The sequence below is a fragment of the Bradyrhizobium sp. USDA 4454 genome (genome assembly GCF_054822705.1).
Window position 1 is genome coordinate 6,573,093 of sequence record NZ_JBTRCN010000001.1, and the last position, 13,974, is coordinate 6,587,066.

The window sequence follows — 13,974 nt, forward strand, 5'->3', positions numbered from 1 at the left end:
CGTGGCGCTTTGCGCCAGAGAGCATACCTTTCTGGCTTGGCCATCCGGCGGACAGGTGCAAGTCTGGAACACGGACGTCTGTGTTGCCCGCAGCGGCGCAGGCACATTGAGGCGGCGCTTCCCGCACCTTTATACCTGAACCGACGTCAGCTTCTTCAGGCAACGCAGTGCGAACGACGACCGGCTGTGGCGGATACCCGGAATGCGATAGAGCTTTTCGCGCAGGAAGCGTTCATAGCCGGCGGTGCTTTCGACCGCGACCTTGACCAGATAATCGTAATCGCCTGTGGTGAGATAGGCTTCGATCACCTCCGGCAACTCGGCAAGCAGTTGGCCGAAACGCTCGAGCATCTCCTCGTCGTGGCGATCGAGCGTCACCTCCAGGATCACCGTTTCAGGCAGACCGAGCTTGTCCTGATTGAGCAGCGCGACATAGCCATCGATGTAACCCTGGGTCTCGAGGCGCTTCAGCCTGTTCCAGCACGGCGTGGTGGAGAGCCCGATCCTGCCGGCCAGTTGTGCCGTCGTCAGGCGCGCATCCTGCTGCAAGGCGCGCAGGATCTTGCGATCGATCTCATCGAGCCGAAGCGCGTCCTTGCGCGAAGCCTTGACCGGCGCTGCCGCACGTCCGACCGGAACCATACCAAGAACTCCATTCTGGGACTGCAGCCCATATGCAGAATTTCCGTATCGCGAATTCTACATACACCCAGATAAAAGGAACAACAATCCCGAGCTTTAGCAGTACGTATATGCTGAGAAAGCGAGATTTTTGCGGTGTTTCTTCTCGAACTCCAGACCAGCGATATGCACGCTGCGCTCGGCCGCCTGCTCGACCAGACGCGCGTTGCGGGGCTTCGGCTCGCGGCCGTCAGTGCTCGAGCGGAAGCGAACGAATGCCGCATCTCGGCTTCCATAGACGTCAAGGACCGCGACGTCATCGAACGGCTCGTCCGCCGCGTCGGCGCGCTGTTCTGCATCGATGCGATCGAGGTGAGAGACGAACACCAATGCCCGACGCCAACATCATGCCTGACACCATGATTCCGCAGCACGAGGCGGCGCAACCCGCGGAGCACCCGCCGCTGCAACTGCATGTGCCGGAGCCCGCGGTGCGTCCCGGCGGCACGCCGGATTTCTCGAACATCCGAATCCCGAGCGCAGGCGAGGTCGATCGTCCCGAAGTCGACGTCGACGCGGAGACGATCCGCGACCTCGCCTTCTCCGTCATTCGCGTGCTCAACCGCGACGGCGAAGCCGTCGGCCCTTGGGCCGGCTCGCTCTCGGACAGCGAATTGCTCGAGGGCTTGCGCCACATGATGACGTTGCGCGCGTTCGATGCGCGCATGCAGATGGCGCAACGCCAAGGCAAGACGTCGTTTTATATGCAGCATATGGGCGAAGAGGCCGTCAGCTGCGCCTTTCGCAAGGCCCTGTTGCCGGGAGACATGAATTTTCCGACTTACCGCCAGGCAGGTCTCCTGATCGCCGGCGGCTATTCGCTGGTCGACATGGCCTGTCAGATCTACTCCAACACGCACGATCCGCTCAAGGGGCGTCAACTTCCCGTGTTCTATTCCGCCAGGGAGCACGGGTTCTTCTCGATCTCGGGCAATCTCGCCACCCAATATATCCAGGCCGTCGGCTGGGCGATGGCCTCTGCGATCAAGAACGACTGCAAGATTGCAGTCGGCTGGATCGGTGATGGAGCAACAGCCGAATCCGACTTCCACGCCGCGTTGGTGTTCGCCTCGACCTACCGCGCGCCGGTCGTGCTCAACATCGTCAACAATCAATGGGCCATCTCGACCTTCCAGGGCATCGCGCGCGGCGGCTCCGGCACGTTCGCAGCGCGCGGTCTCGGCTTCGGCATTCCGGCGCTACGCGTCGACGGCAATGATTACCTCGCGGTTCATGCGGTGGCGAAATGGGCCTGCGAGCGGGCGCGCCGCAATCTCGGGCCGACCCTGATCGAGCACGTGACCTATCGGGTCGGCGCGCATTCCACATCCGACGACCCAGCGGGCTATCGGCCGAAGACAGAGTCCGATGCCTGGCCACTGGGAGATCCCGTGATCCGGCTGAAGAACCATCTGATCGTCCGCGGCGCCTGGTCGGAGGAGCGGCACAAGCAGACCGAAGCCGAGATCCTCGACACCGTGGTCGCGGCGCAGAAAGAAGCCGAAGCCTACGGCACGCTGCATTCCGAGCAGCGGCCTTCGGCGCGCGACATGTTCGAAGGCGTTTTCTCGCAGATGCCCCCGCATCTGCGCCGACAGCGCCAAGAGGCCGGAGTCTGAACCATGCCGCGACGGACCATGATCGAGGCGATCCGCGACGCCATGGACGTCATGATGGCGCGCGACGGCGATGTCGTCGTGTTCGGCGAGGACCGTCGGCTATTTCGGCGGCGTGTTTCGGGCAAGCCAGGGACTGCAAGCCAAATACGGAACCAGCCGCTGCTTCGATACGCCGATCAGTGAGCTCGGCATCGTCGGCGTCGCGGTCGGCATGGCCGCCTATGGCCTGAAACCCTGTGTCGAAATCCAGTTCGCCGACTACATGTACCCGGCCTACGATCAGATCGTGTCCGAAGCCGCGCGGTTGCGCTACCGATCCAACGGCCAGTTCACCTGCCCGCTCGTCGTGCGCATGCCGACCGGCGGCGGCATCTTTGGCGGACAGACGCACAGCCAGAGCCCGGAAGCGCTGTTCACCCATGTCTGCGGCATCAAGACGGTGGTGCCATCGAACCCGAGTGACGCCAAGGGTCTGCTGATCTCGGCAATCGAAGATCCGGATCCGGTGATCTTTCTCGAGCCGAAGCGACTTTATAATGGTCCGTTCGACGGCCATCATGACCGGCCGGTGACCCCATGGTCCAAGCACGATCTCGGCGAGGTCGCCGACGGACATTTCGCAATTCCGCTCGGCAGCGCCGCGATTCGACGACAGGGTAACGCCGTCACCATCCTGGCCTACGGCGCAATGGTTCATGTCGCCGAGAGCGCCGTGACCGAAACGGAAATCGATGCCGAGATCATCGACCTCCGCACGCTGCTACCGCTCGATCTCGAAACCATCGAGGCTTCCGTCAAGAAAACGGGACGCTGCGTGATCGTGCATGAGGCGACGTTGACCTCGGGCTTTGGCGCGGAGCTCTGCGCACTGGTGCAGGCGCGGTGTTTCTACCATCTGGAAGCCCCTATCGTGCGGGTCGCCGGCTGGGACACGCCCTACCCGCATGCGCAGGAATGGGACTACTTCCCCGGACCGGCGCGGATCGGACGCGCGCTGATCGAAACGCTGGAGGCCTGAGATGGCCGAGCGCGTCGTCAGGCTGCCCGACGTCGGCGAGGGCATTGCGGAAGCCGAACTCGTGGAATGGCACGTGAAGGTCGGTGACGTCGTGCGGGAAGACGCCGTGCTCGGCGCCGTGATGACCGACAAGGCGACTGTGGAAATTCCGTCGCCCGCGGATGGCCGCGTCAGCTGGCTCGCCGGCGAGGTTGGCGACGTTCTGGCCGTGGGCTCGGATTTCGTTCGGCTCGAGGTGACGGGCAACAGCGAGCCGGTGACGCAGACAAAAGAGCCGACGCCGCATACAGCACGCCTATCGGCCGAACAGCCTGACGATCCCGCAAGCGCCTTGCGCGCGCAGGCGAGCGCGCCGCCGGTGCCGCTACGGCCGCAACCCGCCGCAACGCCGTTCGAGCCTGCAAGGGAACGGCCGTTGGCTGCTCCCGCGGTCCGGCTTCGTGCGCGCGAAGCAGGCGTCGATCTGCGCCAGGTTCGCGGCACGGGCCCGGCTGGACGGATCACCCACGATGACCTCGATGGCCATCTGGCGCGCAGCCGTGCCGCCATGGCGGCGGCCTATCAGGCGAAAAACGCGGTCGAAGACATCAAGATCGTCGGCTTACGGCGCAAGATCGCCGAGAAGATGTCGATTGCAAGCGCACGGATCCCGCACATCACCTATGTCGAGGAGATCGATGTCACGTTGCTCGAGGATCTGCGTAGCAAGCTCAACGGCCAGCAACGATCCGATCGGCCGAAGCTGACGCTGTTGCCATTCCTGATGCGCGCAATGGTGCGCGCGATCGCCGAACAGCCGATCCTGAACGCACATTTCGACGACGAGGCCGGGATCGTACATCAGCACGCGGGCGTGCACATTGGTGTCGCCACCCAGACTCAGGCCGGCCTGGTGGTCCCCGTGGTCCGGCACACCGAAGCGCTCGACCTCTGGCGTTGCGCCGCCGAAGTCGCCCGGCTCGCTGAAGCCGCCCGGAACGGCAACGCCACCCGCGACGAACTCACCGGCTCGACCATCACGATCACTTCGCTCGGCGCCTTGGGCGGGCTTGCGACGACCCCCATCATCAATCATCCGGAGGTCGCGATCATCGGCGTCAACCGAATCGCCATCCGGCCGCATTGGGACGGTACGGCGTTCGTGCCGCGCCGGATCATGAACCTGTCGTCGAGCTTCGATCATCGTGTCATCGACGGGTTCGACGCGGCTCAATTCGTACAGCGCATCAAGCTGCTTCTGGAAACGCCGGCCATGATTTTCATTGACGCGTAGGACGATGACCGAAATCACCTGCAAGCTGCTCGTCATCGGCGCCGGCCCCGGCGGCTACACCTGTGCGATCCGCGCCAGCCAGCTCGGCATCGATACGGTCGTCGTCGAGGCCGAAAAGCCGGGTGGAACCTGCCTCAATGTCGGCTGCATTCCTTCGAAGGCCCTGATCCATGCGGCCGGCGAATATGAATCCATCGCGCGCGCGGCAGAAGGCAACAATGCGCTCGGCATTTCCACGACGACGCCGACGCTGGACTTTGCCAAGACCATCGCCTGGAAGGACGATATCGTTCGGCGTCTAAACGGCGGTGTGGCTGGTCTGCTGAAAAGAGCCGGCGCCAGGTCTGTGACGGGGCGCGCCTCGTTTCGCGACGGCAAGACCGTCGAGGTCGCAACCCAATCCGGCCCACAAACCATCCATGCCGAAATGGTGGTGATCGCGACGGGCTCCGAGCCGGTCCCGCTGCCGTTTCTTCCCTACGGCGGCCGCGTGATCTCATCGACCGAAGCGCTGTCTCTTACCGACATCCCGAAGCGGCTGGTCGTGGTCGGCGGCGGTTATATCGGCCTCGAGCTCGGCACAGCGTTCGCGAAAATGGGTGCGGCAGTCACCATCGTCGAGGCCGCGCCGCAGATCCTGCCGCAATATGATGCTGAGCTGAGCGCGCCCGTCGCCAGGCACCTCGCCGCGCTCGGAGTTACAGTTTTGACCAGCGCGAAGGCAAATGCGCTCGTCGCCGACGGGACGGCACTCGCGATCGAGACCACTGCAGGCGAGCAGACAACGCTCGGTGCCGAGAAGAATTCTGGTGACGGTCGGCCGCAGACCCGCGACTGGCGGTTTGGCCCTCGATCAACTCGATCTCGACATGGACGGCCCCTTTATCCGCATCGACGACCGATGCCGTACCTCGATGCACGGCATCTCGGCGATCGGCGACGTCACGGGAGAGCCGATGCTCGCGCATCGCGCCATGGCGCAAGGCGAGATGGTGGCCGAGATCATCGCCGGCCGACGCCGCGCCTGGGACCGGGTTTCAATCCCGGCGATCTGCTTCACCGATCCAGAAATCGTGACCGTCGGCCAGTCGCCGGGCGAGGCGATCGAAAACGGTTTCGATGTCAAGATAGACCTCTTTCCGTTCAAGGCCAACGGCCGCGCACTGACACTCGATCGGGAAGACGGCTTCATCCGGACCGTCGCGCGAGCCGACAACCATCTCTTGCTGGGGATACAGGGCGTAGGCGCCGGCATCGCCGAACTTTCGGCCGCCTTCAGTCTTGCGCTGGAGATGGGCGCGCGCCTGGAGGATGTCGCCATGACCATCCATGCGCATCCAACCCAAAGCGAGGCCTTTCACGAGGCCGCGCTGAAATCGCTCGGGCATGCAATTCATATCTAAAACTGTCGGCACGAACCTTTCGCAGCACCAAACTGCGCATCATCACAACGGCACTCAAGGCTCACGGATCGATTCCTGCTGCTGGCAAGATTGCTGACCGCGCCGCCACCCAAACTTGAATTGGAGCGCTCATCAATCGAAACATCCTGCACAGCGGCGGTGACTTTGAACGAGGTATTTGACCGATCTTCACTCCGCTCTTAGGAACGCAGGGAACTTTTGACCACCCTCAACCGAGGCCGGCGAGCCAATTTGCGGAATCGCGTCGAGCAGTTCGCGGGTGTAGTCGTTCCGCGGATTGCTGAACAGCGCCTGGCTCTCGCCCTGCTCCACGATGCCACCGGCGCGCAGCACGATGGTACGACTGCACATCATGCGCACAACGTTGAGGTCGTGGCTGACGAACAGGAATGCGAGATTGTCCTCGCGCCGAAGCCGGTCGAGCAATTGCAGCACCACGGCCTGCACCGAGACATCGAGCGCCGCAGTGGGCTCGTCGAGCACCAACAAACGCGGCCGGCAGGCAATTGCGCGGGCGATGCCGACGCGTGCCTTTTGGCCGCCCGATAATTGATGAGGAAAGCGCGACAGAAATTCTCGCGGCAGGCCGACGCGCGAGGCGCATCCTCGACCCGCGAGCGCAGCGCGTCGCCGGGACGCAGGCCCGCAAGCCGCAGCAACGGATGGGCAATGCAGTCGAATGCGGTAAAGCGTGGATTGAGGCTCTCATGCGGATCCTGAAACACGATCTGGATCTCCTTTCGCACCGGCGAGCGATGAAAATCGCGCGCCGGCACTTGTGCGATCGAATAGCCGTCGAACAGGATATCGCCTTCGCTGGGATCTATCAGCCGGCAGATCATTCGTGCCGTCGTGCTCTTGCCCGAGCCGGACTCTCCGACCAGGCCGACGCTCTCCCCTGCCGCCATGGTCATCGAGAAATCCGTCACCGCGGCGGCGCCAGCGTCAAAACGCTTGACGATGTGCTGGACATCCAGTAGCGGCGGCGTGCCCGGCATGGACGCGGGCCGCTCTTTCACCTCGACAACCGGCAGAGCTTCGTCGACAGGCACGAGGTCTCGGCAACGCTCGATGTCGCGGTAGGCGATGCCGTCACGAGCCGCTTGGTGTAAGCGTGCTGCGGCGCGCCAAACAATGTCTGTGGCGCGCCCTCTTCCACCAGCCGGCCCCGCTCCATCACCACCACACGCCGGCAGTAGCGTGCCGCGAGACCGAGATCGTGGGTGATAAGGATTGTCGTCATGCCGCGCTCTGCGACGATTCCCGTCAAAAGGTCCATCACCACCTTCTGGGTCGTGACATCGAGGCCGGTGGTCGGCTCGTCGGCAATCAGGAGCGATGGATTGCAGGAGATGGCGATCGCGATCATCACGCGTTGGCACATGCCGCCGGAAAGCTCGTGCGGATAGGCGTCCAGTCGCCGCTCCGGATCGCGGATCTGCACCGCCCGCAGCAACTTTAGGGCCTCGGCTCGCGCCTCCTGTTTCGAGAGCCGCCGATGCGAAAGGATGGCATCGACAATCTGCGCGCCGACGGCCCCTCATTTGAATGCGCCTTGTTCGAATACAAGACCAGCGATCGAAGTTCCGTCGAGGAGGCGCAACACTGACACATTCGGTTGCCATCTGCGCTCGCAGGCCGCGGGCGAGAACGAACCGGTCGGGATGACCCGGCGCTTACGATGTCCATGCCGCGCTTGCGATGAGATCGTCAACCGTGCGCCGGCTCCGGAACGGGCGTCGGCGTGCGCTGCCCAGCAACCGGCTGTGGCCAAATGGCATCATGCTCCCCTTCCCCGCTCCCCGTTGCCGTTGATTCATCGCCGCGCTCAGGCTCAATCCTGAACCACGCCACATAGAGCGCCGGCAGGAACAGCAACGTCAACAGGGTGCCGACGATAATGCCGCCCATCATGGCGTAGGCCATCGGGCCCCAGAAAATCTCGCGTGCGATTGGGATCAACGCGAGACTTGCGGCGGCCGCGGTCAACAAGATTGGTCGCATGCGATGCTCGGTTGCTTCCACCACGGCATCCCAGGCGGGTCTGCCCTCCTTCTTGAGATCCTCGATCTGCACGATCAGGATCACGGAGTTGCGGACCAGGATGCCGATCAGGGCGAGCACGCCGAGGATGGCGACGAAGCCCAGCGGCGCTCCGCTCGGCAGCATGGCCATGACGACGCCGATCAAGGCGAGCGGCGCCACCGCGAACACCAGGAACAGGCGCGAGAAGCTCTGCAGCTGTACCATCAGCACAGTAGCCATGACGAACAGCATCAAGGGCACGACCGCGATGATCGGCCCTTGGCTCTTGGCGCTCTCTTCCACTGAGCCGCCGATCTTGATCGCGTAGCCCGCGGGCAGCTGCTTTGCAAATTCCGCCACCCTCGGCGCAAGCCGGTCGACGATCGTCTTCGGCTGAACGTTGCTGATGACGCCGGCTTTCAGCGTGATCGTCGGAATCCGCGCGCGTCGCCAGATCGTGGGCTGCTCCAGCTCGTAGCGCAGATTGGCGACCGCCCCGAGCGGCACCGATTGGCCGCCAAGCCCGGTCATCTGCAGGTCGCGCAGCGTATCGATCGAGGCGCGTTCCGACGCGGTCGCACGTCCCGTGACATCGACGAGATAGATGCTGTCGCGCACCTGTGTGATCGGCCTGCCCTGCAGCACCGAGTTCAGGGTGGTTGCGATGTCTTCCGAGGTCACGCCGAGCTGGCGCGCCTTGTCCTGGAGCACGTCGACCTTGACGACGCGTGCCGGTTCCATCCAGTCAAACACCACATTCCCAAGATCAGGACTGCTGCGAATGACGCCGGCAAGCTTCTGCGAGAGGTCACGGACCACAGCAATGTCGGGGCCGCTGAGGCGGTACTGCACCGGGCGACCCACGGGAGGGCCGACCTCGAGCAGCTTGACGTAGGTGTCGGTGCCCGGGAACGTCTTCCTCAAATAGTCCTCGAACTGCGACTTGAGCTTGTCGCGCGCGGCGATGCCGCCCTTGGTCACGATCACCTGCTGACCGAACCAGGTGTTGGCGGTCTGCAGGTCGAATGACAGAACGAAGCGCGGCGCGCCGTTGCCGACATAGGTGGACCAGTGCGCGATGGAGTCATTGCCCTGCAACTGCTCGCGCTCGAAGCGCGCCATCTGGGTATTGGTCTCGGTGATCGAAGCGTTCTGTGGCAGGTTCCAGTCGATCACGAGTTCGGCACGGTCGGACGAGGGGAAGAACTGCTGCTGCACGAACTGCAAGCCGAACAGGGCGAGCAGGAAGGCGCCGGCCGTGACAGCGACGGTGCTCCAACGGTGATGCATGCAGAACAGCAGCAGGCGCGCGAACATCTGCGCGACGCGGCCCTTCTGCTCGTGATGTCCCTTCATCCTGGCCGGCAGAATGGTGACGCCGAGCAGCGGCGTGAACAAGACGGCCACGACCCAGGAGACGATCAGCGACACCGCGATCACGACGAACAGCGTGAAGGTGAACTCGCCGGCGTTGCTGCTGTTGAGCCCGATCGGGATGAAGCCAGCAACCGTGACAAGCGTTCCCGTCAGCATCGGGAATGCGGTCGACGTATAAACGTGGGTTGCCGCCTTTTCGAGGGGATCGCCGATCTCGAGCCGCGCCACCATCATCTCGACCGCGATCATGGCATCGTCGACGAGCAGGCCAAGCGCGATGATCAGGGCCCCAAGCGAAATGCGCTGCAGCGAGATGCCGCAATAAGCCATCACGACGAAGGTGATCGCAAGCACGAGCGGAATTGCGATGGCAACTACCAGACCGGCTCGCATGCCCAGGCTCAGGAAGCTGATGCCGAGCACGATGATCACGGCCTCGAACAGGGCTTCGGTGAAGCCCGAGACCGCATGTTCGACGACGACGGGCTGGTCGGCAACCAGGTGGACGCCGACGCCGATCGGCAGGTCGGCGACGATCTTCGTCATCTCCTCCTTCAGCGCCTCGCCGAACTGCAGCAGGTTGGCACCGGACTTCATGCCGATTGCGAGCGCGATGGCGGGCTGACCGTTGTATCGGAACAGGGTTGACGGCGGATCGGCGTAGCCGCGCGTGATGCTCGCGACATCAGTCAGCGGGAAGAAGCGGTCGTTGATGCGCAGATTGACCGCCCTCAGGCTCGCCTCCGAGGTGAACTGGCCGTTGACGCGGACGCTGATCCGCTCCGGCCCCTCCTGCAACACGCCGGAGGGTGCCACCGCGTTCTGGCCCTGCAGCGAGTTCATGATGGCGTGGACGTCGAGACCGAGCGCCGCGGTCTTGCGGGTGGAGAATTCGAGAAAGATGACCTCGTCCTGTGCGCCGAGAATGTCGACCTTGCCAACGTTGGGCACGGTCAGCACCTTGGCGCGGATGTCCTCGACCTGGTCGCGGAGCTGGCGCTGGCTCAGGCCGTCGCTGGTAAAGGCATAGACATTGCCGAAAACGTCGCCGAAGCGGTCATTGAAGCCGGGTCCGACCACGCCTTGCGGGAAATCGCCCTTGATATCGGCGATCATGTTGCGGACGCGCACCCAGGTCGGCTTGACGTCGGCCGCCTTGGTCGAATCGCGCAAGTAAACGAAGACGGTGGTCTGACCCGCGACCGTCACGCTCTTGGTGTAGTCGAGCGATTCGAGCTCCTCCAGCTTCTTCTCAATCCGGTCGGTGACCTGGCGCGTCATCTCCTCGGGCGAGGCGCCCGGCCACTGCGCCTGGATCACCATGGTCTTGATCGTGAAGTCAGGATCCTCCTGGCGCCCGAGCTGGAGATAGGCAAACAGGCCGGCCGCCATGAAGGCGATCATGAAATACCAGACGAGCGAGCGGTGGCCCAACGCCCAGTCGGAGAGGTTGAACGACTTCATGGCTCTTGATCCTGTTGGATGCGGACGTGCTGTCCCGGCTTGAGGCTGTGAATTCCGGCAGTGACGACGCGGGTGCCTGCGGCAAGCCCGCCGGTGATGCGGATGCCCGCCTGTTCGGCGACACCATCGATCTTCTGCAGCGACACGGTGCCGGCGGACTGATCGACCACCCAGACGAAATCGGCGCCACCCCTGGCGAGCACCGCCGATGCGGGCAGGCGCAAGACCTTGCTCTGATCGTTGCCGAGCTTTGCCGTGACGGTCGCGCCGAGACGGAAGCTTTCGGGCGGATTGTCAAGCGCGATCCGGACGCGTCGCAGCCGTGTCACCGCATCGGCTTGGGGCGCAATTTCGCGGATCCTGCCGTCCACGTGAACGGTGGGGAGGAGCTGCAGGCTGATGGTGAACGGGAGACCGACTTCGAGCGGCACAGGCAGGTCCTCCCCGATATCGACGACCGCCTCGCGAATGTCCGGGCGCGCGACCGTCACCACGGTTTGACCGGGCGACACCACCTGACCGACTTCCGCACCGACGGCGGTGACGACGCCGCCGAAGTCGGCCTTGATCTGGGCATAGCCGAGCTGCTCGATCGCCTTGGTCAGGCTCGCTTGCTCCCGCGCGACGCTTGCTTCGGCGCCTGCGCGGGCCTGCTCGGCATTATCGAGCGCCTGCCTGGTGGTCGCATCGCTGGTAATGAGCGTGCGTTGCCGCTCCTCCGTGGCCTTTGCCGTCGCAAGCTGCGCCTCAGCCTTCGCAAGCTGAGCTTTGGCCGCGCGAACGGCGAGATCGAGCGCGGTGGGATCGATCGTCCCGATGATTTGTCCTTCGGAGACGATGTCGCCAACGTAGACCGGACGCGAAGTCAGTCGTCCGAGTACGCGAAAGCCAAGGTTGGTCTTGTAGCGCGGCTCGACGACGCCCACGGCCATCGTGCTGTCACCGCTATTCGGCTTGGCCACCATTGAGAGCACGGGGCGCACGGGCTCCGGCGCGTTCGCCTCCTGCTGACAGCCGGTGAGCAACGAGGCCGCCGCGAGCGTGCCAGCGATCATCGTGACCTGTCGCTTCATGACCGACCTCCCTCCTCAGTGACCGACTGGCCCACGCTCAGAAGCTTGCCGCCGTCGACGACGACGCGCTCGCCGGGCTCGAGGCCCCCCTTGATCAGTACCTGACCAGCTTCATAGGCGCCGATCGCGACGGGTTTCAGCGACGCTGTCTGCGTTTTCGGGTCGACGGTCCAGACGGCGGGCTTCCTGCCCGCGGCCATCAGCGCGCTCCAGGGCAAGGTGATCTCCTTCTGAGCTTTCGCCTTGACCGTTCCCGAGACGGCGCTGCCCAGCGACATCGCAACCGGCGGGTTCTCGATGGACACTTTGACGCGGATCGTGGAACTCTTCGCATCGATGGCCGGTGAAATCTCTCTCACCTCACCCGTTGCTGCCACGCCGGCATCGGAGACCAGCGCCAGCGTCACGCGACGGCTGTCTGTCTGGCCATTGAAAAGAGATTCGTAGACCTCGAAGACGGCATCACGCTCGCCGTCCTGCGCAAGCGAGAACACGGGTTGCGCGGCCGGCACCACTTGGCCGACCTCGAGATTTCGCGCGGTGATGACGCCGTCCGCTTCGGCGCGCAGCAGGGTATAGCCGAGCGCATCGCGCGAAGTGCCGAGCTGCGCCTTGGCCGCTTCCAGCACGCCCTCCGCCGTTCGCAAGCCTTCCTGGGCCTGGTCGTAAACGGTCCGGGTGGTAAAGCCGCTTGCGATCAGCGCTTTCTGCCGCTCGAATGTTGCCTTCGCCACGCGCAGCTGGGCTTCCGCGGAAGCCACTGCCGCCGTCGCAGCATCCACATCGGCCTGTTGCTCGGCCGGATCGAGCCGGGCCAGGACGTCGCCCTTGTTGACGTGAGCGCCGACATCCACGGTCCTTGCAACGACACGTCCGCTGACGCGGAACGAAAGATCGGCGCGGAAGCGCGCCTGAACCTCGCCCGTCAACGTGATAGCGGCTTGCCGGTCGCGCGGCTGCACGATCGTGGTTCGGACCAGCGCGGCCCTGGTGGCCGTCTGTGCCACTTGATCGTTGCAACCGGTCAGCGCAATGCTGGCAAGCACGGCCGCTGCGGCCAGGGCCTTCCCCACATGTGACGTTCGAACGGGGTTGGAGAATTGGCTTGTCATGGCGCGTCCGTGTGAAGGGAGGGTGACAACAGCGCGCCAAGCGCATCGGCGGGTTGGCGAGGGACGACCAATTCGCGTTCTTGCTGGCGCAGTCGTCCCGCAAAGGAATCGATCTCAACGGTGGGCCGGCGTTGACCGGTCGCTACGCCCGTGAGCACCGCCTCGCTCGAAGCGTTGGCTTTCGTGCGGCGCGGGCCCCTCATCTGGCGCGTTGCGATTGACCAGTTTACGTCCCGTTCGCGCTCGGTCAGCGGGAACGAGAGGACAATCGAGGTGAATTCCGCGCCGAAACCTTGCTCGATCCGACCGCCGAGCGCCCGCGCAATATCCCTGGCAATTCGCAGTTCGCGGTCGGAAGTCTCCCGTGCGGGACGCGAGCCGTTGTCCAGGATCACGCAGTTCACCAGCGCACCGGTACGCGTCAGCTTGATCCTGATCTCCCCGGCCCGCGCGTCGAAACAGGCGTGTCTTGCCGCGTGCATCACGAGCTCATGGACGATCAGCCCCAGGTGCCAGCAGCGCTCCGGCTGAAGCGCGAGGGACTGGGTCGCGAACGCCAATTGAATGCCCATCCGGTCCAGGACCGCCCGGCGCATGCCACAGCCCAGCTTGCGAATGTAGGTCGCGGCGTGGATCAGCGTATCGCCCGCCGGCATGGCCAACGCGCGATGCACGTCGGCGTAGCCATGCAGCAGCTCGACGACATCGCTGAGCGCGCACTTGGCTTCCGTCCCCTCGACCCGGATGGCCGCGGCGGAGACAAGGTCGATGGCGAACGCAACACCGTTGGTGACCCTGCGATTCAGCTCGCGCAGCAGCACGCCCTCCTGCAAGCCGGACGGGGCCGGGCTCAAAACAATCACGACATTCTCCTCATTCGGCTCGGACGATCGGGGTCGAACGTTCAC

At 64.1% G+C, this 13,974-nt stretch carries 8 protein-coding genes and 3 pseudogenes; 4 read left to right on the forward strand and 7 right to left on the reverse strand.

All coding sequences use genetic code 11. The features are described 5' to 3' along the window. Positions 1–129 precede the first annotated feature (129 nt). Entirely contained in the window at positions 130–642 is a 513-nt protein-coding gene (locus ACVIW0_RS30550; protein ID WP_461355729.1) for an Lrp/AsnC family transcriptional regulator, read from the reverse strand. A 96-nt stretch (positions 643–738) separates the two neighbouring features. Next, positions 739–1,011 carry a hypothetical protein gene (locus ACVIW0_RS30555; protein ID WP_461355730.1) on the reverse strand — a complete coding sequence of 91 codons (273 nt, stop codon included), beginning with the start codon at positions 1,009–1,011 and terminating at the stop codon, positions 739–741. A 29-nt stretch (positions 1,012–1,040) separates the two neighbouring features. On the opposite strand from ACVIW0_RS30555, the gene ACVIW0_RS30560 reads away from it, so the two are divergent. From ACVIW0_RS30560 to lpdA, 4 genes and pseudogenes are all read left to right on the forward strand, one after another. Further along, positions 1,041–2,300, forward strand: a complete 1,260-nt coding sequence (locus ACVIW0_RS30560) for a thiamine pyrophosphate-dependent enzyme (protein ID WP_461357474.1) — start codon at positions 1,041–1,043, stop codon at positions 2,298–2,300. Between the two features lie 3 nt (positions 2,301–2,303). Continuing rightward, positions 2,304–3,318: pseudogene (locus tag ACVIW0_RS30565) on the forward strand (alpha-ketoacid dehydrogenase subunit beta). 1 nt (position 3,319) lies between these two features. Continuing rightward, complete coding sequence (locus tag ACVIW0_RS30570; protein WP_461355731.1) at positions 3,320–4,591, forward strand: dihydrolipoamide acetyltransferase family protein; 1,272 nt, start codon at positions 3,320–3,322, stop codon at positions 4,589–4,591. Between the two features lie 4 nt (positions 4,592–4,595). Next, positions 4,596–5,994, forward strand: a pseudogene (gene lpdA / locus ACVIW0_RS30575) (dihydrolipoyl dehydrogenase). Positions 5,995–6,183: 189 nt separating this feature from the next. Here lpdA and ACVIW0_RS30580 read toward each other — a convergent pair. From ACVIW0_RS30580 to ACVIW0_RS30600, 5 genes and pseudogenes are all read right to left on the reverse strand, one after another. Continuing rightward, positions 6,184–7,552 (reverse strand): annotated as a pseudogene (locus ACVIW0_RS30580) (ATP-binding cassette domain-containing protein); the annotation flags it as partial. 173 nt (positions 7,553–7,725) lie between these two features. Beyond that, entirely contained in the window at positions 7,726–10,881 is a 3,156-nt protein-coding gene (locus ACVIW0_RS30585; protein WP_461355732.1) for an efflux RND transporter permease subunit, read from the reverse strand. After that, positions 10,878–11,954: an efflux RND transporter periplasmic adaptor subunit gene (locus ACVIW0_RS30590; protein ID WP_461355733.1), complete on the reverse strand. Its 1,077-nt coding sequence runs from the start codon at positions 11,952–11,954 to the stop codon at positions 10,878–10,880. The genes ACVIW0_RS30585 and ACVIW0_RS30590 overlap by 4 nt, the downstream gene beginning before the upstream one ends. Continuing rightward, a complete protein-coding gene (locus tag ACVIW0_RS30595) occupies positions 11,951–13,066 on the reverse strand; it encodes an efflux RND transporter periplasmic adaptor subunit (RefSeq protein WP_461355734.1) in 1,116 nt (371 codons plus the stop codon). The genes ACVIW0_RS30590 and ACVIW0_RS30595 overlap by 4 nt, the downstream gene beginning before the upstream one ends. After that, positions 13,063–13,929 carry an ATP-binding protein gene (locus ACVIW0_RS30600; protein ID WP_461355735.1) on the reverse strand — a complete coding sequence of 289 codons (867 nt, stop codon included), beginning with the start codon at positions 13,927–13,929 and terminating at the stop codon, positions 13,063–13,065. Before ACVIW0_RS30600 ends, ACVIW0_RS30595 begins: the two co-directional genes overlap by 4 nt. Between the last annotated feature and the right edge of the window lie 45 nt (positions 13,930–13,974).